This is a genomic window from Limimaricola sp. AA108-03, assembly GCF_050847355.1.
GTDB lineage: Bacteria > Pseudomonadota > Alphaproteobacteria > Rhodobacterales > Rhodobacteraceae > Limimaricola.
This window is the reverse complement of record NZ_CP193755.1, coordinates 1-21,122: the sequence shown is the minus strand read 5'-3', so window position 1 is coordinate 21,122 and position 21,122 is coordinate 1. Positions and strand designations below refer to the sequence as shown.

19 protein-coding genes and 1 tRNA gene are annotated in these 21,122 nt (G+C 66.7%); 9 read left to right on the top strand and 11 right to left on the bottom strand.

Going from position 1 to position 21,122, the window contains the following annotated elements:
- The first annotated feature begins 111 nt into the window (after positions 1 to 111).
- From ACRAQ3_RS00100 to ACRAQ3_RS00090, 3 genes are all read left to right on the top strand, one after another.
- Entirely contained in the window at positions 112 to 1,077 is a 966-nt protein-coding gene (locus ACRAQ3_RS00100; protein WP_269395430.1) for a DMT family transporter, read from the top strand.
- Between the two features lie 52 nt (positions 1,078 to 1,129).
- Positions 1,130 to 1,206, top strand: a tRNA-Pro gene (locus ACRAQ3_RS00095).
- A 98-nt stretch (positions 1,207 to 1,304) separates the two neighbouring features.
- A complete protein-coding gene (locus ACRAQ3_RS00090) occupies positions 1,305 to 2,327 on the top strand; it encodes an aspartate-semialdehyde dehydrogenase (RefSeq protein ID WP_432255249.1) in 1,023 nt (340 codons plus the stop codon).
- A 53-nt stretch (positions 2,328 to 2,380) separates the two neighbouring features.
- Here ACRAQ3_RS00090 and ACRAQ3_RS00085 read toward each other — a convergent pair whose 3' ends face one another.
- From ACRAQ3_RS00085 to ACRAQ3_RS00065, 5 genes are all read right to left on the bottom strand, one after another.
- Positions 2,381 to 2,641: a hypothetical protein gene (locus ACRAQ3_RS00085; protein ID WP_269395428.1), complete on the bottom strand. Its 261-nt coding sequence runs from the start codon at positions 2,639 to 2,641 to the stop codon at positions 2,381 to 2,383.
- Positions 2,642 to 2,670: 29 nt separating this feature from the next.
- The gene (locus ACRAQ3_RS00080; RefSeq protein WP_432255248.1) at positions 2,671 to 2,946 is read right to left on the bottom strand and encodes a hypothetical protein; all 276 of its coding nucleotides are present in this window, start codon (positions 2,944 to 2,946) and stop codon (positions 2,671 to 2,673) included.
- 387 nt (positions 2,947 to 3,333) lie between these two features.
- Positions 3,334 to 3,723 (bottom strand): response regulator, encoded by a 390-nt coding sequence (locus ACRAQ3_RS00075; RefSeq protein ID WP_269395426.1) that lies wholly within the window; start codon positions 3,721 to 3,723, stop codon positions 3,334 to 3,336.
- Positions 3,724 to 3,739: 16 nt separating this feature from the next.
- The gene (locus ACRAQ3_RS00070; RefSeq protein WP_269395425.1) at positions 3,740 to 4,825 is read right to left on the bottom strand and encodes a PAS domain-containing protein; all 1,086 of its coding nucleotides are present in this window, start codon (positions 4,823 to 4,825) and stop codon (positions 3,740 to 3,742) included.
- A 502-nt stretch (positions 4,826 to 5,327) separates the two neighbouring features.
- Positions 5,328 to 5,813, bottom strand: coding sequence for a DUF421 domain-containing protein (locus ACRAQ3_RS00065; protein ID WP_432255247.1), 486 nt, complete (start codon positions 5,811 to 5,813; stop codon positions 5,328 to 5,330).
- A gap of 659 nt (positions 5,814 to 6,472) precedes the next feature.
- Here ACRAQ3_RS00065 and ACRAQ3_RS00060 point away from each other — a divergent pair.
- The 6 genes from ACRAQ3_RS00060 to ACRAQ3_RS00035 all read left to right on the top strand — a co-directional run bounded on the left by ACRAQ3_RS00060 (position 6,473) and on the right by ACRAQ3_RS00035 (position 13,275).
- Positions 6,473 to 7,360 (top strand): acyl-CoA dehydrogenase, encoded by an 888-nt coding sequence (locus tag ACRAQ3_RS00060; RefSeq protein WP_432255246.1) that lies wholly within the window; start codon positions 6,473 to 6,475, stop codon positions 7,358 to 7,360.
- Entirely contained in the window at positions 7,353 to 8,063 is a 711-nt protein-coding gene (locus ACRAQ3_RS00055; RefSeq protein WP_432255245.1) for a PIG-L deacetylase family protein, read from the top strand. The genes ACRAQ3_RS00060 and ACRAQ3_RS00055 overlap by 8 nt, the downstream gene beginning before the upstream one ends.
- Positions 8,060 to 8,617, top strand: a complete 558-nt coding sequence (locus ACRAQ3_RS00050) for a class I SAM-dependent methyltransferase (RefSeq protein ID WP_432255244.1) — start codon at positions 8,060 to 8,062, stop codon at positions 8,615 to 8,617. Before ACRAQ3_RS00055 ends, ACRAQ3_RS00050 begins: the two co-directional genes overlap by 4 nt.
- Entirely contained in the window at positions 8,614 to 9,597 is a 984-nt protein-coding gene (locus ACRAQ3_RS00045; protein WP_432255243.1) for a glycosyltransferase, read from the top strand. The genes ACRAQ3_RS00050 and ACRAQ3_RS00045 overlap by 4 nt, the downstream gene beginning before the upstream one ends.
- Positions 9,598 to 9,999: 402 nt before the next feature.
- Positions 10,000 to 12,843, top strand: coding sequence for a GAF domain-containing protein (locus tag ACRAQ3_RS00040; RefSeq protein ID WP_432255242.1), 2,844 nt, complete (start codon positions 10,000 to 10,002; stop codon positions 12,841 to 12,843).
- A gap of 63 nt (positions 12,844 to 12,906) precedes the next feature.
- Entirely contained in the window at positions 12,907 to 13,275 is a 369-nt protein-coding gene (locus tag ACRAQ3_RS00035) for a response regulator (RefSeq protein WP_432255241.1), read from the top strand.
- Between the two features lie 197 nt (positions 13,276 to 13,472).
- On the opposite strand, the gene gyrB is transcribed toward ACRAQ3_RS00035, so the two are convergent.
- From gyrB to dnaA, 6 genes are all read right to left on the bottom strand, one after another.
- Positions 13,473 to 15,887, bottom strand: a complete 2,415-nt coding sequence (gyrB, locus tag ACRAQ3_RS00030; protein WP_269397410.1) for a DNA topoisomerase (ATP-hydrolyzing) subunit B — start codon at positions 15,885 to 15,887, stop codon at positions 13,473 to 13,475.
- A 79-nt stretch (positions 15,888 to 15,966) separates the two neighbouring features.
- Entirely contained in the window at positions 15,967 to 16,587 is a 621-nt protein-coding gene (locus tag ACRAQ3_RS00025; protein ID WP_269397409.1) for a LysE family translocator, read from the bottom strand.
- Positions 16,584 to 17,018: a VOC family protein gene (locus ACRAQ3_RS00020; protein ID WP_432255240.1), complete on the bottom strand. Its 435-nt coding sequence runs from the start codon at positions 17,016 to 17,018 to the stop codon at positions 16,584 to 16,586. Before ACRAQ3_RS00020 ends, ACRAQ3_RS00025 begins: the two co-directional genes overlap by 4 nt.
- Entirely contained in the window at positions 17,015 to 18,115 is a 1,101-nt protein-coding gene (gene recF / locus ACRAQ3_RS00015) for a DNA replication/repair protein RecF (RefSeq protein ID WP_432255239.1), read from the bottom strand. The genes ACRAQ3_RS00020 and recF overlap by 4 nt, the downstream gene beginning before the upstream one ends.
- A 49-nt stretch (positions 18,116 to 18,164) precedes the next feature.
- Entirely contained in the window at positions 18,165 to 19,283 is a 1,119-nt protein-coding gene (dnaN, locus tag ACRAQ3_RS00010) for a DNA polymerase III subunit beta (RefSeq protein ID WP_269397406.1), read from the bottom strand.
- A 119-nt stretch (positions 19,284 to 19,402) separates the two neighbouring features.
- A complete protein-coding gene (gene dnaA / locus ACRAQ3_RS00005; RefSeq protein WP_269397405.1) occupies positions 19,403 to 20,770 on the bottom strand; it encodes a chromosomal replication initiator protein DnaA in 1,368 nt (455 codons plus the stop codon).
- Between the last annotated feature and the right edge of the window lie 352 nt (positions 20,771 to 21,122).

Genomic DNA, 21,122 nt, shown 5'->3' with positions numbered 1-21,122 from the left:
TCCGCTTGCGGGCGGGGAAACCCGCCCGCAACGCTTGACCCCGGGTTGCATCGCACCCCGGGCTCGGCCATTGCTGGCGCTAACACCACCAGCCTGACCGGGAGAACGCGCATGGGCGACAATGCGAAAGGCGCGCTGCTGGCGCTTGTGTCCTTCGGCGTCTTCGCCACGCATGACGTGGTCATCAAGGTGCTGGGCAGCGGCTACTCGCCGGTGCAGTTGATCTTCTTCTCGGTGACGCTGGCCTTCCCGCTGGCGCTTGTGATGATCATCGGCGACCCCGAACCCGGCACGCTGCGCCCGCGCCACCCATGGTGGGTCGCGCTGCGCACCTGCGCCGGTTTCCTGACGGCGATCTGCGCCTTCTACGCCTTTTCGGTGCTGCCGCTGGCTCAGGTCTACGCGTTGATCTTCGCGACGCCGCTGCTGATCACCGTGCTGGCGATCCCGGTGCTGGGCGAGACCGTCGGCGCCCGCCGCTGGGCGGCGGTGCTGGTCGGCCTCGCCGGCGTGCTGATCGTGCTGCGCCCCGGCCAGACCGAGCTGTCGTTGGGCCATCTCGCGGCGCTTGGCGTCGCGGTCGGCGGCTCGACCGCCTCGATCGTGGTGCGCAAGATCGGCCATGACGAGCGGCCGGTGGTGCTGCTGCTCTACCCGATGGTCGCCAACTTCGTGCTGATGGGCGCGGCGCTGAGCTTCGTCTACAAGCCGATGCCGCTCGAGGATTTCGGGCTGATGGCGCTGATCGCGGTACTGGGCTGGACCGGCGGCCGTATCATGGTCGCGGCCTACTCCACCGGCGAGGCGGTGGTGGTCGCGCCGATGCAGTACAGCCAGATCATCTGGGCCACCGGCTACGGCGCGCTGTTCTTCGACGAATTGCCCGACGGGCCCACGGCGCTGGGCGCCGGCATCATCATCGCCTCGGGCATCTACATCGTGGCGCGCGAGGGCCGCGGCGGCAACTCGGCGCACCGTCCCGTCTCGCAGACCCGGCTGCGCTACGAGACCGGATCGGCGCCGCGCGCCAGCGTGCTCAAGCGGTTCCTGCGGCCCGGGCGTTTCCGCGCGGAATGAACGCGGCCCCTCTTGCAAAGCCGCAAACAAGGCGTTAGGTCGGCGCCACGGTCGGAGTGTAGCGCAGCCTGGTAGCGCACCTGCTTCGGGAGCAGGGGGTCGGAGGTTCGAATCCTCTCACTCCGACCAGTTTTTCCCCGCATGACAGCTTTGAACCGCCTGCGGGCGCTTTCCCTTCCGTCGCGAAACGTGTAGGGACCGCTCGAACTTTCAGGAGGCTCCAGAACATGGGCTACAAGGTCGTCGTCGTCGGCGCCACGGGCAACGTGGGTCGCGAAATGCTCAACATCCTGGACGAGCGCGCGTTTCCGATTGAGGAAATCGCCGTTCTCGCCAGCCGCCGCTCGCTCGGCACCGAGGTGAGCTTCGGCGATCGAACTTTGAAAACCCAGGACCTCGCCGCCTTCGACTTCACCGGCTGGGACATCGCGCTCTTCGCCGTGGGCTCCGAGGCCACCAAGGAATACGCTCCCAAGGCCGCCTCGCAGGGCTGCGTGGTGATCGACAACTCGTCGCTCTACCGCATGGACCCCGAGGTGCCGCTGGTGGTGCCCGAGGTCAATGCCGACGCGGTGATGGGCTACACCAAGAAGAACATCATCGCGAACCCGAACTGCTCGACCGCGCAGATGGTCGTGGCGCTCAAGCCGCTGCATGACCGCGCCAAGATCAAGCGCGTCGTCGTCTCGACCTACCAGTCGGTCTCGGGCACCGGCAAGGACGCGATCGACGAGCTGTGGAACCAGACCAAGGGCATGTACGTGCCCGGCCAGGAGGTCGAGCCCTCGGTCTATCCGCGCCAGATCGCCTTCAACGTGATCCCGCATATCGACGTCTTCATGGAGGACGGCGGCACCAAGGAAGAGTGGAAGATGGTCGTCGAGACCAAGAAGATCCTCGACCCCGCCATCAAGCTCACCGCCACCTGCGTGCGGGTCCCGGTCTTCGTCGGCCATTCCGAGGCGCTCAACATCGAGTTCGAGGAGTTCCTCGACGAGGACGAGGCCCGCGACATCCTGCGCGAGGCCCCCGGCATCATGGTGATCGACAAGCGCGAGCCCGGTGGCTACGTGACGCCGGTCGAATGCGTCGGCGACTTCGCCACCTTCATCTCGCGCATTCGCCAGGACAGCACCGTCGAGAACGGCCTGAACCTGTGGTGCGTCTCCGACAACCTGCGCAAGGGCGCGGCGCTCAACGCGGTGCAGATCGCCGAAGTGCTGGGCCAGAAGGCCCTGAAGAAGGGCTGAGACGTCCCGAGGGGCGGCCCTCCCGGCCGCCCCTCTTTCGCTGCGGGACCGGTTCAGCGTTCCGCCGGATGCGGCAGTTTCTCGAAGGTGACGAGACCCGAATAGGAGTGCAGCACCGCGACCCGTTCCTGCCCTTCGGAATCGCGGACCAGCATCCGTTCCTGCCCCTCCGACTGTCCCAGATGACCCGTTATCGTCCAGCCGAGGCTGGCGAAGTCCTGAACGCGCTGCGGCACCCGCGCCGCCTGCGCGCTGGCGATCGAGCCCGCGACCAGCAGGCCGATCACGATGGTGATGCGAATGGTCGATTTCATATTAGTTTCCTCCCTTGCGCCTTGATCGATCAACGGTCGAGCAGCCTGACGTAGTCCCAGGTCTCGATGCTCCCATCGCGCGGATGAATGGTCAGTGATACCTCGCTGCCCGTGGCGTCGAAGGCGACGATCCGGCGCGCCTCCGCATTGACGAGCCGGGCGTCGCGATAGCCATTTTCCGTGAGCTTGGAGATGACGCCGTCGAAATAGGTCGGAGTTTTCTGCGCTGCCATTTGGCCCGAGGATAAAGATGGAATTATCAGAGCGGCACAAAACAGACCGCTCGCCAGAAGCAACGTTTTCATGGCGTTTCCAATCATTTATTAAAGGACGACTTCCCCGTTCCGACGCGTGACCGGGGGAAAGCCATCTAACGGTGAATGAACCGAAGGCAACGCCGCTTAAATAGGCTTACGCTGCGTCATCGGTAGGCTCAAACTACTATTTTTTGGCGAATTTCGCAACAATGCGACCATTCGAGGCTGAATTTCTGTAACATTGTTATGCCCGGTCCGCAGGACGCTGCACTCTAAGTTTTTGTCAGCAGGTTGGTTTTCGCGGAACGATTGCAATGACATTTGCCGGCGAATGCCGCGAAATGAAAACGGGCAACTCAACCATAAGGAATTTCGTTTCGCTGATCGGGATAACCGCGAGTTGCAGCTGAGCGAAAGCGCGATTCGTCCGAACGCTCAGACGGTCGCGAGCGCCTCGACCAAGGCGCGCCGGATCACGGCGAGGTCGCAGGGTTTTTCCAGTACCGGCGCGCCGATATTGGTGATCGTCTCGCCGAGGCGCTGCACATCGCCCGAATGCAGCACGAAGGGCACGCCCCGCGCCCGCAACCTCTCGACGATCGGAAGGCAGGTCTCCGAATGCCCGAGCGAGACGTCGAGCAGGGCGACGTCGATCGGCTGTTCCACCCGCTCGAGCCCCTGTCGCAGGTTGCGGCCATAGACCACCCGCGCGCCCGCCTCTTCTAGGCTCTCGTTGATGTCCATCGCGATCAGCACCTCGTCCTCGACCACGAGGATGGTCTTGCCCGAAAGGCTGGCGCGGCCGGCATCGGTCGAGCGGTCCATCATGTTCATTACAGCCTCAGATACTGGTCGGGAATTGGATGTCGACGCGCAACCCCTCGGCGCGCCAGTCGTAGCGGATCTCGCCCTCGCCCATGGCGAGCATTCGACCGATGATCGTCATGCCGACACCGTAGCGCTCCGGCCCGGGGCCCGGATCGGCACCGCCGGTCTCGGTCCAGAGCAGCCGCAGCCGCCCGTCTCCATCGGAACCGTCGATCACCTGCCATTCCAGCGACACGTGCCCCTCCTGCGCGGCGAAGGCCCCATGCTTGACCGCGTTGATCGCCAGCTCGTGCAGCGTCAGCGCCAGCACCGAGACCACGTTGCTGTCGAGCGGCACCTTGCCCCCGCTCAGCGTCAGGCTGTCCCGCCCCTGCGGCGCATAGGGGGTCAGGAGATCCTCGAACAGCTTGCGCGGATCGGTCGGCCCTTCGGTGAAGGAGACCTCGAGCATCGCCTCGTGCGCGCGGCCCAGCGACCTGATCCGCGCGTTGATCTTCTCGGCCAGCCCCTCGGCCCCGTCGAGCTTGCCGGTCATGGTGACGATCGAGGAGATCACCGCGAACATGTTCTTCATGCGGTGGCTGATCTCGCGCTCCATCATCCGCGCGTGCTTCTCGTCGGCCCGCGCCGCATGGACATCGGTCACGTCCCATTGCGAGCCGAAGAGATAGCGGACCGAGCCGTCCTCGTTGTAGATCGGCCCCAGATGCAGCGCGTTCCAGAAGGTGCTGCCATCCTTGCGGTAGTTCAGCAGCTCCACCACCACCACGTCCTCGGAGGCGATCGCCTCGCGCAGCTTGCGCACCTGCGCCGGGTCGGTCCCGGGGCCCTGCAGGAACCGGCAGTTGCGGCCGACGATCTCGTCCTCCTCATAGCCGGTCAGCTCGCGGAAGGCGCGGTTGACGAAGACGATCGGCTGATCTTCCTGGTTGGGGTCGGCCAGGCAGATCGCCATGCGCGTCTGCGCCATCGCCTGCTCGAACAGCACCCCGGATTCGGCGTGGATCTGCATGCGCTGCGCCTGCTCGCGGGCCCGATCGAAGTCGTTCCCGCGCTCGGTTTCCCGATCACTTGCCGTCCGATGCGCCTGATCGCTCATCTCTCACCCATCCGTCTCGGTCGCATACGCCATGGCCAATCGCTGAGATCGAAAATTAGTTCACTTGAAGGGCCGATCCAGAGCCATGGCCCCGAACCTTACGGAACCGGCCCCGGCCCGCCGGGCAGAAATCGGTAGCGATGCCCAGCATCGACCCTACGACACTGCGGGTCGATGCGATGGTACCTTCGGCCTCGGTTGGGACATTCGCTCCAGACGCGTGATGCCTCCCGCGGCCGTGGTCTAGAGCATTCCCGCATCCCCCAACCGGCACGAAAGCCTATTTCCGGAAAGACCAGGATGCTTCAACCGGAGCACGGCTCGGGCTTGAAGGCGCCCCGCATCCATTATCCCGTCTCCAATCCGTATATGACCCAAGGCCCCTTGCCCGTGCCAGCATGGACGAAGTGACAGGCTTCCAACTTCGATCATTCGGCGCTGCCTGCCTTCGATCCGCTTCCAGATTCGGGCCGCGGTGAAGGTCTTGGTTGGATGCCTGCAGTCAATCATCGGACACCACCGAGACCGAGCCGTTTCTCTCGATATAGGCCAGCGGCACATCTTCGATACGGGCATATCCCTGACCACGGATCTTCTGCTCAAGATCACGCCGTCCCATCTGGGCATGACGTAGCACGGCTTCGTCCACCGTCCCGTTTCGGATCACTTCGAGAGGCCTTCCCTTCAACAGCCGTGAGAACACCTCGCTGTGGATCGCGAGCCAGCCCATCGCGACCCAGAGCCCCCCAAGGACAATGCAGGCCACCATCACGGGCCCAAGCGGAGCATTACCCGTCAAAGCGCGGCTCAAGCTGGAGCCGATCAGCACGGTCAGCACCACGTCGATGACCGAGGTGTTGGCAAGCGACTTCCGGGGCAGGAGGCGGAACAGGGCGACGGCGAAAACGAAGACCACAATGGCTCGCAGGCCCAGCTGAAAGGCCGTCAGGTCCGACGAGGCGTCGCCGAGAAGGTTCGTGAGATCCATGGCAGGAAGATAGTGCCTGCCGTGGGCGCGTCTATCAGGCCCGGTTCCCCGCAGGGGGCATATCTCCGTCCACGCATCTCCAGCCGATCCCGAGGCGGCTTTCAAGGCCCCGGAGAGGCGCTCTCCTCCTCATCCTCCTGCGGCTTGTTCGCCATCACGGGTCGAACGCATGGGGAGCGGTTCCTGACCATCCCGCAGGGGGGGCTGCCTTCCTCTCCAATGCGGTGGCCCATCGGAAGAAACGCCGAGCCGATCCGCTTCGTCCTGTCCAACGAGAGCGGCGGTCGGCTCTCGCGATCCAACGAGAGCGGGTATGGGTGGTGCCCGGCGATGGTCCCGAGCGCGGGAACTCAGCCCGCCGGCAGGGCTTTCGCCCACGGCCATTCATCTCCTTCGGCACAGCGTTTCCCGCGTCATTCGGGCTTAGGAACTGGTGGCTCCCCCCGCAGGTTGTTGCGGCAAAGGAAGCATCGAAACCTGCCATGCCTCGACAATTCGAAAAAGAGCCGAGACGAGGCGCGCCCGATGAGGGCGGTGTTGACCGGTCCTTGCAGTCGCGTCTGGAGCAGGCGGCGCAGCGTGATTTCGATGAAGCGGTACATCTTCTGCGCTGTGCCGGCCTTCTTGAGGCAGCGGACTGGAAAGCCGCGGCGCGGGCCATGCGCCGGATCGGTGAGGCCGACCTGTCGCTCGGCCGGCTCTACGAGGGCCATGTGAATGCCCGCCACCTCATCGAGACCTATGCCGACCCGGAGCTACGGTCGGAATGCCGGGCGCAGATGGAGGCGGGATGGCTGTTCGGGGTATGGGGCGCCGACGGTGCCAAATCCGTCACGGAAACCGGCGATCGGCTCTCGGGTGCCAAGCGCTTTGCCTCCGGGCTGGGCCATGTCGACCGCGCCATCGTGAGTGCGGCATCACCGGAAGGGCAGCGGCTGTTCATTGTCGATGCCCGGGATGCGACGCGCCATGATCCGGGCGCCTGGCGCATGTCCGGCATGCAGGACAGCCGCTCCGGAGGCTTCGATTGCGAAGGGCTGCCGGGGCGGCCGCTCGGCGGGCCGGATGTCTACACGCGTGAGCCGCATTTCCTCGGCGGCACCTGGCGTATCGCCGCCGTGACGCTGGGCGGGATCGTGGGGCTGCTGGAACGGGCGTCCGATGCGTTGCGGGCTCGCGGTCAGGAGGAAGCCGAAGCGCATCTGTTGCGGCTGGCGCCGATCGCCGGCCGCGTGGTCTCGGCCTGGCCCGCCATCCTGCGCGCCGGTGAGATCGCCTGCGGAGACGAAGGGATCGCGGCGCCGGAAGTGGCCGCGACGCGTTCGCTGTCGGTGCGGCTTCTCGGCGAGGAGATCGGCCAAGACGCGATCGCGGCGGTCGAGCGCTCGGTGGGCCTGTCGATGTTCGACGAAGCGGACCGGGTCGGACGCATGGCCCGCGACCTCGCCTGCTACATGCGCCAGGCGGCGCGAGACGCCTTCTCGGTGAAGGTCGGGCGCGCATTTCTGATGGGGAACAGGCCGTTGGGAGACTGGCTCGATGGCTGATCTCATGCGCAAGGCGAACCTCCATGACCTGACCGAGGGCCGCCCTCCGGTCGTGCTCGCGCCGCATCCCGATGACGAGTCGCTGGGCTGCGGCGCGCTGCTGGCCAAGGCCTTCGCGGGACCGGGCGCGCGTGTGATCTGCATGACAGATGGCGGTGCCTCGCATCCGGGGTCTCTCGAATGGCCCCGGGCGCGGCTGGCCGGGCTGCGGGCGCGCGAACTCGAGGCAGCGATCGCGGCGCTCGGCGGCGATCCGGCCCGCGTTACCCGGCTCGGGTTGCCCGATGCGGGCATGGCCGGGCTCGCACACCGCTTCGACGAAATCGCCGAAGCGGTAGTGGAAATCATTCATGCGGCAGCTGCCCGGGTTCTCATCGCGCCCGCCCCGACCGACCCGCATTGCGATCACGAGGCCACGGCCGAGATTGCCCGCATCGCCGCCCTGCGCGCGGGCACGCGGCTGCTGTTCTATCCCGTCTGGTCGGGCTGGCACGATCCCTCCTACCGGGCACGCCTGCCGCATCGCATCGAGCATCGCTTCGACATCTCCGCATCGCGCGAGGCAAAGGCCGCGGCCATCGCCGCGCATCGCAGCCAACTCGGGCAGGTGGTGCAGGACGATCCCGACGGCTTCGTCCTGCCCGAATCCTTCCGCACGCAATTCGAAACCGGCGACGAAATCTACTTCGAGGGGGCGGCATGACCGCGGTGTCATGCGATCAGCTGGAACGGATCTACGCTGTAGGCGACGATCCGTGGTCGTTTCGCACCAGCGCCTACGAGCAGGCCAAGTTCCGCGCCACCTGCGCAGCTTTGCCGCGACGCACCTACCGTTCCGCGCTGGAACTGGGCTGCGGCAATGGCGAGCTGGCGCGCCATGTCGCACCACGCTGCGCGGCCTATACCGGTGTCGACGCGGTGCAGACGGCGCTCGACGCCGCCAGGCAGATTATCCCGGAAGGGCGTTTTCACCGGCTATTCCTGCCGGCCCCGCTGCCGGGAGGAGACTATGACCTGCTGCTGCTGTCGGAAGTGCTCTACTTCCTCGACCCTCCGGGACTTGTCGCCCTCGCGCAGCAGATCGACCGGCGCTGGCCTGCCGCCGATCTGGTCTGCGTGACCTGGCTGGGGCCGAGCGGCAATGCGCTTCAGGGAGAGGAAGCGCTCGAGATTTTCCGCGCCAGTAGCCGCAGGGCGTTGCGGTGCGTGACCTCGACCGACCGCTACCGCATCGACGTGGCGGAGGAAGGGCGATGAAACCGGTCTGCGAGGTCTTCGGCCACGACGCGGTCGCGACCGCCGGTGCGGTGGTGGTCATCCCCGCCTGCAACGAGGCCGAGCGCATCGGCGCCTGTCTCGATGCGCTGGCGGCGCAGGAGGGGCGGCGGGATTGTGCCTTCCATGTCTGCGTGAACAACACCGAGGACGACACGGCGGCGATCGTCCGCGACCGCGCCCGTCAGCATGGGCTGGCCCTGATGCTGAGCGAAATTTGGTTACCGCGCGGCGGCGTCGGGCGGGCGCGTCGGCTCGGGCATCTCCTGGCGATGCGGTTCAGCCCGCAAGCCACGGCCTTTCTATCCACCGATGCCGACTGCCAAGCGGAGCCGGGCTGGATCGGCGCCATGAGAGCCGCGCTCGAGACGCATCCGGCGGTGCTGGGCCGCATCGAGGGGCTCGACGACCTGCCTCCGGAGATGCTCGAGAAGGTGCGGCGCGGCGGCCAGATCGAGGACGATTACATGCGGCTCTCGATGGAGTTCGCGCGCCTCGTCTCGGAGGACGAAACGACCTCGATCGGGCTCAACACCGCCGGCGGGGCCAATCTCGGAATACGCCGGGCGGTCTATCGCGCGGTCGGTGGTTTCCGCGCTCTGCCAAGCCGCGAGGACCGCGACCTGATCGACCGGGTAATGGCGGCGGGCTATCGGCCTGCCCGAGCCGAGGAAGCCGTGGTTCGGGCGTCAATGCGCCCGGAGGGGCGGGCCCCCAGTGGCATGGCGGACAAGATCGCCGAACGCCTTACCGGTGCCGCGACATCGCTCGACACGGCCTTGGTTCCGATCAGCGCCATGCTGGCAAGGCTTTCACGCGGCGGCAGGCAGCCATTCGAGTTCTCCCTGTCCCGGGCGGCAGAGGATCTGCCGATCCTCGCGGCGCATGTGGAGCAGCTTCGGCACAAGAGTGGCCCCGACGAGCGGCACCGATACCTACAATCGGTCGGAAGCCTGGACTGAACCTGCTTATCGGACGCGCGGATCGGTCCGTCGCGCGTGATGCTGATGATCCGGAGGGTCACGCGGAAAGCCGAACCTCGCAGCATTCGGGATAAATGTCCGCTTCTTGGATATGACCGCGTGAAAGGCGGCCGAGGCCGGTTCGCCAATCGGGTCGTCCGGGCGCGTCTCCCATCAAGCAGTTCCTTGCCGCGCCCGGCGCCCATAGTAGTTTGTACGTTTGCGGCGTGCTACATCGCCCGAACAGGAGGGACGTGCTGCTTTCAGGTGCCGATGAACGACTGATGTTCCTCGAGGGCGGGGGCGAAGTCGGGGGCGATGATCGAGGCATGGGGGTGGCATGGGCACCCCCTCGGGTCTCCGTGTGACTGGCCGCAAAGCCTCAAGACGGCACTACAGATCATGCTGGCATCTCCCCTGCCGAGCTGGATGTGCTGGGGCCCCGAGCAGCACCTGTTCTACAATGACGCCTACCGCCCACTGCTTGGCACGGCGCATCCCGAGGCTCTCGGACAGCCGGCGGCGCAGGGCCTCGCGGCGTTCTGGAGCAACATAGAGCCGGTTCTGGCCGGGGTCACGGAAGGGGTAAAAGCGGCCCGGCTGAAGTTGTCATCTCCCCCTGTCCACGGCAGTCCCGCCCTGACGAACGAAATGTCGCTCGCACCTGTCGCGGACGATCACGGCCGACCGGCGGGAGTGCTCTGCACGATCCTCGATGCGTCGGTCACGGAACCCGCCGAAGAGAAAACCGACGAACGGCAGGTTCTCCAGCACAAGCTTCTGGAATTGACGCTGCAGGAGCGGCCCCTCGAACTGATCCTCGACGAGCTGATGCGGGCGGTTCAGAACTTCGTTGGCCGGGAGGCCGCCTGCTCGATCCTTCTGACCGACAAGGAGGGCGGCAGGCTCTACCACGGCGCCGCAATCGGCTTGGCCAAGTCCTATACCGACGCCATCGACGGTGTCGCGGTCGGGCCGGCGGTCGGGTCCTGCGGCACCGCCGCCTATGAAGGTGCTCCGGTCCACGTCGCCGATATCGCGACCGACCCGCTCTGGAAGGATTTCCGCGATCTGGCCCTGCCGCATGGCCTGCGCGCCTGCTGGTCGCATCCGGTCGTGGGCGCCAAGGGCAAGGTGCTGGGCACCTTCGCGATCTACAGTCCCAAACCCGGCCTGCCGACGAGGCGAGAGGATGATTTTCTCGACCTGGTGGCCCGGATCACGGCCCTGATCCTGGAGAGATACTCGGTCCAGGAAGCGCTGAACGATCAGGCACGGCTCTTGGAAACCTTGAACCGGACCGGGGCGGGAGTGGCGGCCGAGCTGGATCACGAGGCGCTGGTGCAGATGGTCACCGATGCCGGGGTCGAGCTCACCGGTGCCCAGTTCGGCGCGTTCTTCTACAACGTCGTCGGGGCCTCCGGCGAAAGCTACATGCTTTATACGCTGTCGGGTGTCGACCGCATGGCGTTCAGCAACTTTCCGATGCCGCGCAACACCAAGGTCTTTGCCCCGACTTTCGCGGGGGATGGCATCGTGCGCTCCGACGACATCACCACCGACCCGCGCTATGGAGACAACGCGCCCTATCGCGGCATGCCCGAAGGCCATCTACCGGTGCGCAGCTATCTGGCCGTCCCGGTGATTTCGCGATCGGGAGAGGTGCTCGGGGGGCTTTTCTTCGGCCACGCCGAGCCCGGTCGGTTTTCCACCCATCACGAAAAGCTTATGGATGGCCTCGCGGGTCAGGCGGCGATCGCGCTGGACAACGCACGCCTCTACCGCTCCGCGCAGCGCGAGATCGAGGAACGGCGACGCGCCGAAAGCGATCTGCTCAGGACCAAGAAGGATCTGGAGGTCGCTCAGGAACGTATCGAGCTGGCTCTGGCCGCCGGGGCGATCGTCGGCACCTGGATCTGGCATATCCCGACCGATACCGTCACCGCGGACGAACGGTTTGCTCGCGCCTTCGGTCTGCCCCCCGAGCGGTGCCGGGCCGGCATGCCGATCGCGGAGGCGGCGGCGTCCATTCATCCGGAGGACTGGGACCGCGTGCGCGGGTTGATCGACAAGGCGGTCCGCGATGGCGGCTCATACCGCGCCGAATACAGGGCGCGGCACAGCAACGGCTGCTATCGCTGGGTCGAGGCGGTCGGATTTTGCGAGCACGACGCCGCCGGACAGGCGCTCCGCTTCCCCGGCGTCCTGACGGATATCGAGCAAAGACGCCGGATCGAGAGCGACCTCGAACGCCGCGAGGCCGATCTGGCGCTGCTGCTCGATGCCACGGCGGACGGGTTCTATGCCGTCGACAGGAACGGCTACACGACGCGGTGCAACGCGGCCTTCCTGCGCATGCTCGGCTTCGAAAAGGAAGAGGACGTCATCGGCAAGCAATTGCACGAGATCATCCACCACTCCCGCGCCGATGGCACGCCCTACCCGCGTGAACATTGTCCGATCTATCATGTCGCCGCGACCGGCGAGATGGCCCATGTCGATGACGAGGTCTTCCATCGCACCGACGGCAGCTCCTTCCCGGTGGAATACTGGGTCCGCCCGGTAATCTGGCAGGGGGAACTGCAGGGCGCGGTCTGCAATATTCTCGACATCAGCGAGCGCAAGCGCGCCGAAGAGGCGCGCCAGCTGCTGATGCGCGAGCTGAACCACCGCGTGAAGAACCTGTTCTCGATCACGGCCGGCATGATCAAGATGACCGCGCGCCATGCCAACAACGTGGACGAGCTGTCGGCCGCGCTCACCGGCCGCGTGATGGCGCTCGCCCGCGCGCATGAGTTGATCGGCAGCTCGATCACCGCGCGCCAGAGCCCCGAAGCGACCGGCGGGCTCGACAAGCTGATCGAGGTGGTGATGGAGCCGCATATCGACGGGCGGGACGGGGCGATCGAACTCGACGGCCCACCGGTGGAACTCGGCCCCACCGCCACGACGGGGCTTGCGCTCATCCTGCACGAGTTGGCCACCAATGCCGCCAAATACGGCGCGCTTTCCGCCCCCGAAGGCCGGGTGACGGTTTATTGGACCACGGATGGAGATGCGCTTTCCCTGCGTTGGGCCGAGACCGGTGGCCCGGAATTGATGGGACCGCCGCACCGAAGCGGATTCGGCAGCCAATTGGCGCGCCTCAGTGCCACGGGCCAGCTCGGCGGCACGATCGAACATGATTGGAGCCGGGAGGGCGTCAAGATCCACCTGACCGCGATGCTCGAACGGCTGTCACAGTAAAAGGGATGGAGCGGCGTCTTGACCGAACCTGATCGATATCTTCATGGCCTCAGGGTCCTGGTCGTGGAAGACGAGCCCTTCATCGCGCTTGATCTCTCGCTCGGTGTCGAGGATGCCGGCGGCACGGCCCTCGGACCGGCATCGACCGTGGCACATGCCTTGGCTCTGATCGAGACCGCACGACCCGATGCGGCGATCGTCGACGTCGATCTGCCCGATGGCGATATCGGCCCGGTGCTGGACGTGCTCCGTCCCGAGGTGCCGGTGGTCGTGCATACCGGGGTGGGCCTGCCGGATCACCTGCGCCGGGCGCATCCCGAGGTGCAGGTCTGCATCAAGCCAACCTCACCGTCCGAGCTTGCGGAACGGCTCCATCATGAGTTCGAAATCCGGCGCTGCGGCGGCCTCAGGCCTACACCTGAGGAGACGTAAGCAGAAGCGGGAGAGCCCGAGACAAAGCCGCAAAGCTGTCTACAGGGGCTAGCGGACCGGTGGTTTAGAGGGCTTTCAGGAGCAAGAGCGGATCTTGGTTGGAAAAGCCGCTGTACGATCCCTAGCAGGCAAGCCCCATGGGCAAATCGCGCAAGAGCGTGAGGATCGCGCATGATGATGCGCGATCCTACGAGGCTTCAGAAGTCGAGATGCTCGACGTTGAGGGCGTTCTGCTGGATGAACTCGCGGCGCGGCTCGACCACGTCACCCATCAGCTTGGTGAAGAGGTCGTCGGCCTCGAGCGAATCCTCGATCTTCACCTGCAGCAGCGTCCGCGCCTCGGGATCCAGCGTGGTTTCCCACAGCTGGTCGGGGTTCATCTCGCCCAGACCCTTGTAGCGTTGCAGCGTCAGGCCGCGCTGGCCCTCTTCGAGGATCGCGGCCAAGAGATCGAGCGGGCCGTGGATCAGCTGGGTCCGGTCCTTGCGCACCAGCGTCGCGGGCAGGTCGTAGATCTCCTGCAGCGACTTGGTGAAGCTGCCGGTCTTGCGCGCCTCGCCCGAGCGCAGCATCGGCCCGTCCAACGTGCGCACCTCCTCGACCCCGCGCAGGATGCGCGCCAGCCGGATGCCGTGATCCTGGGTGATCCGACCATGCCAGCCACGCTCGTATTCGAGCGCGATCAGGTCGAGCCGCTTGGCGACCTTGTCGGCCACGCCCTGCAGGTCGGCATCGACCGCGCCGGGCACGAAGGCGCCCGAGATCGCGGCCTGTTCGAGGATGTGGCGCGGGTAATGGGTCGGGAAGGCGTCGAGCACGCGCTTGAGCTGGCGCGCCTCCTCGACCACGCGGCGCAGGTCGTTGCCGGTGATCTCCTCGCCGGTGCCTAGCCTGAGCGCGGTGCCGTCGGTGCCCTGATGGATCAGGTACTCGTCCATCGCGGCCTGATCCTTGAGATAGACCTCGGACTTGCCGCGCGACACCTTGTAGAGCGGCGGCTGCGCGATGTAGAGATGCCCGCCCTCGATCAGCTCCGGCATCTGCCGGAAGAAGAAGGTCAGAAGCAGCGTCCGGATATGCGCGCCGTCCACGTCGGCGTCGGTCATGATGACGATCTTGTGGTAGCGCAGCTTCTTGATGTCGAACTCGTCGCGGCCGATGCCGGTGCCGAGCGCCATCACGAGGTTGCCGATCTCCTGGCTCGACAGCATCCGGTCGAAGCGCGCCCGCTCGACGTTGAGGATCTTGCCCTTGAGCGGCAGGATCGCCTGGGTGCCGCGATCGCGGCCGGTCTGGGCCGAGCCGCCCGCGGAATCACCCTCGACGAGGAAGACCTCGGTCTTGGAGGGGTCCTTCTCGGAGCAGTCCTTGAGTTTGCCGGCGAGGAAGTTGACGTCCATCGCGGTCTTGCGGCGGGTCAGCTCGCGGGCCTTGCGCGCGGCCTCGCGGGCCAGCGCCGCCTCGACGATCTTGCCGACGATCTGCTTGGCGATGTTGGGGTTTTCCTCGAACCACTCGGCGAGCTTTTCGCCGACGAGGTTCTCGACCGCCGGGCGCACCTCCGAGGAGACCAGCTTGTCCTTGGTCTGGGACGAGAACTTGGGGTCCGGCACCTTGACCGAAAGGACGCAGGTCAGCCCCTCGCGGGCGTCGTCGCCGGTGAAGGAGACCTTCTCCTTCTTGGCGATGCCGGAGGTCTGCGCGTAGTTGTTGATGGTCCGGGTCAGCGCGCCGCGAAAGCCCGCCATGTGAGTGCCGCCGTCGCGCTGCGGGATGTTGTTGGTGAAGGGCAGCACGGTCTCGTGATAGGTGTCGTTCCACCACATCGCGACCTCGATGCCGATGCCGTCCTTCTCGCCCTCGATCCAGATCGGTTCGGGCATGACGGCGTGCTTGGAGCGGTCGAGATACTTCACGAATTCGCGCACCCCGCCCTCGTAGAACAGCTCGGTATGCAGCGGCTGCGCCGGGCGGTCATCCTCGAGGATGATGCGCACGCCGGAGTTCAGGAAGGCCAGCTCGCGCAGGCGCTTTTCCAATGTCGCGAAATCGTAGTCGAGGTTCGAGAAGGTGTCGGTCGAGGCGAGGAAGCGCACCTCGGTGCCGGTCTGATCGGTCGGGCCCACCACCTCGAGATGCTTGACGGTATCGCCGCGCTCGAAGCGGGCGACATGCTCCTTGCCGTCACGCCAGATCCGCAGTTCGAGCCAGTCCGACAGCGCGTTGACCACCGAGACGCCGACGCCGTGCAGGCCGCCGGACACCTTGTAGGAATTCTGGTCGAACTTACCGCCGGCATGCAGCTGGGTCATGATGACCTCGGCCGCCGAGACGCCCTCTTCCTTGTGCATGTCGGTCGGAATGCCGCGACCGTTGTCGCGCACGCTGACCGAGTTGTCGGCATGGATCTTGACCTGCACGAAATCGGCATGACCGGCCAGCGCCTCGTCGATGCCGTTATCGACGACCTCATAGACCATGTGGTGCAGGCCCGAGCCGTCATCGGTGTCGCCGATATACATCCCCGGACGCTTGCGGACCGCATCCAGGCCCTTGAGAACCTTGATGGAATCGGCGCCGTAGACGTTGGGTTGCAGAGCGGGTTCAGCCATGGGGGAAATCCTCGGGACGTTACCGGCGGAATATACGAATACTGGTGGGGGATGTCACGGTTTTCCCCCATATTTTGCGCTATAGCAGGGGAATGAGCAGCCCGATGCCGACCAGCATCACCGCCGCCGCGCGGTTGGTCCGGCGCAGCGCCGGCGGCGAGGTCAAAAGCGCCCGCGCCCGGTCGATCGAGGCCGCCAGAACGAGGTTTCCCGCAAGCGGCACGACGAAGGAGATCGCGCAGATCGCGGCGATGTCGGGCACGGTCAGACCCGACAGGTCGAAGAAGCCGGGCAGCATCCCCATGTAGAACAGGATCGCCTTGGGATTGCCCAGGATCACCGCCAGACCGGCCGCGAAACCGGCCCACATGCCGGGCCGCGTCAGGCGGCTGTCGCGGGCGATGGAGGCGTCGGCATGGCGCCACAGCAGAACGCCCATGGTCACGAACATCGCGGCCGCGACCCAGCGCAGCAATTCCAGAAACCCGCCATAGACCGAGAGCACCCAGCTCACGCCGAGGATGGCGAGCAGCGGCCAGAGCACGTCGCCCACCACCACGCCGAGCGCCAGCGGCCAAGCTGCGTGAAACCCGCCCGACAGCGCCCGGGCGGTCAGCGCCACCCAGACCGGGCCGGGCGTCAGGAACAGCACGAAAAGCGCGCCCGCATAGAGCGCGAGGTCATGCGCGGCGAGGGTCATGCCGGGTCGGGCAGCGTCAGCGACCCGTCCGCGGCCAGCGGCCAGAACGGGTTGTGGGCGATCTCCCAGACATGGCCGTCGGGATCGGCGTAATAGCCGGAATAGCCGCCCCAGAACACCTCTTTGGGCGCCTTCAGCGCCGTCGCGCCCGCATCGAGGGCCCGGCGCCACGCGGCATCGACCGCGGCGCGGGTCTCGAAGTTCTGCGCCAGCGTCATCGCCCCGGTGCCGAGATCGGCGCCGGCCCGCCCCTGATCCTTGGCGAGATCGGCCCGGCCGAACAGCCCCAGCACCGATCCGTGCATCTGGTAGAAGGTCACGGAAGGCTGGCTCGACGGGTGCGGCGACCAGCCCAGAGCCTCGTAGAAAGCGCAGGCGCGCGCCATCTCGTCCACGCCGAGGGTGATGAGCGTCACGCGCTGTGGGGTCATGTCTCGCTCCCGATCCTCGAGACGCCGGCGGTTTCGGTCACCTCGATGCGTTGCGCGCGCTCGCCCAGAGCCTCGAACAGCCCCGGCTCGGTGCCGGTCATGAAGGCCTGCAGCCCCAGCGCGCAGATCTCGTCATAAAGCGCCGCGCGGCGGCGCGTGTCCAGATGCGCCGCCACCTCGTCGAGCAGCAGAACCGGCGGCGCGCCCCCGGTGGCGGCCAGCGCCCGGGCATTGGCGAGAATCAGCGAGATCAGCAACGCCTTCTGCTCGCCGGTCGAGGCGTCGCGCGCCGCCACCCCCTTGGCGCGCCACAAAGCATCGAGGTCGGCGCGGTGCGGCCCGATCAGGGTGCGGCCCGCCGCCATGTCGCGGCCGCGCATCGCCGCGAAGGCCGCTCCGAGTTCCCCGACCTCCTCGGGCGTCTCGTCGGGATAGGTAAGCGCCAGATCGGCTGTGGGAAACGCGGTCTCGGTCTCGTCCTGCGCGCCGGCAAGGCGCTCGATCGCGGCGCGGCGCGCGGTGGAGATGACCGCGCCCGCCTCGGCCATCCGGCCCTCCAGCGCGCCGTACCAATGCGGATCGCGCACCCCGTCCTTCAGCAGACGGTTGCGCTCCCGCATCGCCTTTTCGTAATCGAGCACCCGCTCGGCATGGCCGGGATCGAAGCTCAGCACCGCCCGGTCGAGGAATCGCCGCCGCCCCTCGGCCGCCTCGATCCAGAGCCGGTCCATCGAGGGCACCAGCCACAGCACCCGGAGCACCCGCGCCAGCGCCACCTGCGGCACGGTCTTGCCGTCGATCTGCACGGTGCGGCTCTGCCCGGCCTCGGCGCGGGTCTCGATCTCGTGCGGCGCGCCCTCGGCCTCGACCTCGGCCCAGACCTTCCAGCCCAGCCGCTCGGGCCGCCGCGCGATCTCCTCGGCCCCGGCGCGGCGCATGCCCCGCCCCGGCGACAGCAGCGATATCGCCTCGATCAGGTTGGTCTTGCCGGCGCCGTTGGGACCGAAGATCGCCACCGGCCGCCCGTCGAGCGCCAGCTTCGCCCGCTTGTGCGAGCGGAAATGCGACAGCTCGAGCGCGGTGACGGCCGCCTTCACGCGCGGCCCTCACCGACTTTGTTCTTCAAATACGCAAATCCCGCCCGCGTCACACGCGCATCGGCATGACGACATAGACCGCCGACTGGTCGTCGCCCTCGCGCATCAGGGTCGGATCGCCGGAGGAGTTGAACAGGAACACCGCGTTCTCGCGGTCCACTTGGCTCGCGATCTCCTGCAGGTACTTGGCATTGAACCCGATCTCGAGCCGCTCGTCGCCATAGGCCACGGCCAGCTCCTCCTCGGCCGCTCCCGAATCCGGCGCATTCACCGAGAGCACCAGCCGGTCTTCCTCCAGCGACAGCTTCACCGCGCGCGAGCGCTCGGAACTGACAGTGGCGACCCGGTCCACCGCGCGGGCGAACTCGGTCGCGTCGACCTCGAGCCGCTTGCGGTTGTTTTGCGGAATCACCCGGCTGTAGTCGGGGAAGGTGCCATCGATGACCTTGGAGGTCAGGGTGATGTTCGGCGTGGTGAAACGGATCTTCGTCTCGCTCACCGACACCTCGATCAGCGCCTCGTCGTCGTCGAGCAGCTTGCGCAGCTCGTTCACGGTCTTGCGCGGCACGATGACGCCGGCCATCGTCTCGGCCCCCTCGGGCAGCTCGGCGTCGATCCGCGCGAGCCGGTGCCCGTCGGTCGCGACGCAGCGCAGCACGCGGCCCTGCTCGCCCTCGGCCACATGCATGTAGACGCCGTTGAGGTAGTAGCGCGTCTCTTCGGTGGAGATCGCGAACTTCGCCTTGTCGAACAGCCGGCGCAGCACCGGCGCGGGCGCGGTGAAGCTGGCCTCGTATTCCGAGGAGGCCATCACCGGGAAGTCCTCCTTCGGCAGCGTCGCGAGCTGGAAGTTCGAGCGCCCCGCCTCGATCGACAGGCGGCCGTTGCCGCCCTGATCGGTCAGCGTCACCAGCGCCCCGTCGGGCAGCTTGCGCACGATCTCGTTGAGCAGCACGGCGGCGACGGTGGTGGCGCCCGCGGCCTCGACCGTCGCCGGGGCGCGGTCGACCACCTCGATATCGAGATCGGTGGCGCGGAAGCGGACCGTGTCGCCCTCGGCCTCGATCAGCACGTTGGCGAGAATCGGGATGGTGTTGCGGCGCTCGACCACCGACTGGGCCTGGGCGACGGCCTTGAGCAGAACGCCGCGTTCGATCGAGAATTTCATGTGCATCGCTCCGCTGTTGTCGCCGACCGGGGCCGGGACTGGAAAACTACCTGTTTTCAGCCCGTCCTCAAGCATTTTCGGCGGCGGCGCGGCGTCACTCTTCGCGCCGGGGGCGCGGCCTATTCCTCGAGCGCGCGGCGCAGCAGTTCGAGGTCGTCGGCGATCTGGCTGTCGGTGGCCTTCAGCTCCTCGATCTTGCGCACCCCGTGCATCACCGTGGTGTGGTCGCGCCCGCCAAAGCGGCGGCCGATCTCGGGCAGCGAACGCGAGGTCAGCTTCTTCGACAGGTACATCGCCACCTGGCGCGGCCGGGCATAGCTGCGCAGCCGCTTCGGGCCGATCATGTCCGACAGGCGGATGTTGTAATGCTCCGACACCCGGCGCTGGATCTCCTCGACGGTGATCTTGCGATCGCTGGCGCGCAGGATGTCGGCGAGGCAGTCCTGCGTCATCTCGAGCGAGATTTCGCGGCCCACCAGCGAGGCAAAGGCAAAGAGCCGCGTCAGGGCCCCCTCGAGCACCCGCACGTTGTTGGAGATGCGATGCGCCAGGAACTCGTAGACGCCGGGCTGCACCACGATGCCGGGATATTGCGCGCGGTAGTAGTCGGCCTTGGCCTGCAGGATGCCGACGCGCAGTTCGAAATCGGTGGGGAACAGGTCCACGACGAGGCCGGAGCCCATGCGCGAGGTGATCCGCTCCTCGACATCCTTCATCGCGCCCGGCGCGCGATCGGCCGAGATGATGATCCGTTTGCCGGCGTCGATCAGCGCGTTGAAGGTGTGAAAGAACTCCTCCTGCGTCGAATCCTTGCCGCCGAGGAACTGGATGTCATCGACCATGAGCACGTCGACCGAGCGGAACAGCTGCTTGAAATCCATCATGCGCTTGTCGCGCAGCGCGGTGATGAAACGGTACATGAACTGCTCGGCGGAGGTGAGCACGACCTTCAGATGCGGCTGGCTGGCGCGCAGCTCGTGGCCGATCGCATGCATCAGGTGCGTCTTGCCCAAGCCCACACCGCCATAGAGGAACAGCGGGTTGAAGCCGAGGCTGCCGCCCTCGGCGATGCGGCGCGCGGCGGCATGGGCCATCTCGTTGGGCTTGCCGACGACGAAGCGGTCGAAGGTGAAGCGCGGGTCGAGCGTGGCCGAGGGGGTGGCGTCGTCATCCTCGAGCGCGAGATGGGCGGGGGCCGCGTCGGCTTTCGGCTGGGGCGCCGCGGGACGGGGCGCGGCGGCGGCGCTGGCGGACTGGGCGAAGATCAGGCGCTGCACGGTGAAGCCGGCGCGGGCCAGCTGCGTCAGGATCTGGTCGCCGAAATTCTGCAGCACGTAGTTGCCGTGGAAGGTGGTGGGCACGTGGAACCGGGCGACGCCGTCGACCAGCGCCTCGAAGCGCAGCGGCGCGATCCAGGTGGTGTGGTTGTTGGCGCCCACCGCCTGCTTGAGCTCTTCGCTTACCTGCGCCCAGATTTCGTTCGTCATGACCTGTCCCCGACCTGCCTTCATCGTCACCCGGGCGCGCCCGCCGCGCCCGGCCTTGCCATCCACATCCGGGCACAGGCGGTGCGGTCGCCGGCGCGCATGCGCCGACGCTGTTCCGCACCGGACTGACCTAACCTCCGGACCCGAACGGGGGCGGCCAAGGCCGCCGACCCGCTATCGCAGTTCGGCCCGGGATCGGGACATGACGGCATGTGACGCCCGCCGGATGGCGGTCGCAATGCAGACAAGCGCGGGACGGCCAATGGCACGGCCGAGGCCGTGCACCCGTCACGCTCCAGAGAGCAGGCACCCCGTTCGCGGTCCCGATCTGATCGGCCGTGCAGCTGGCCTT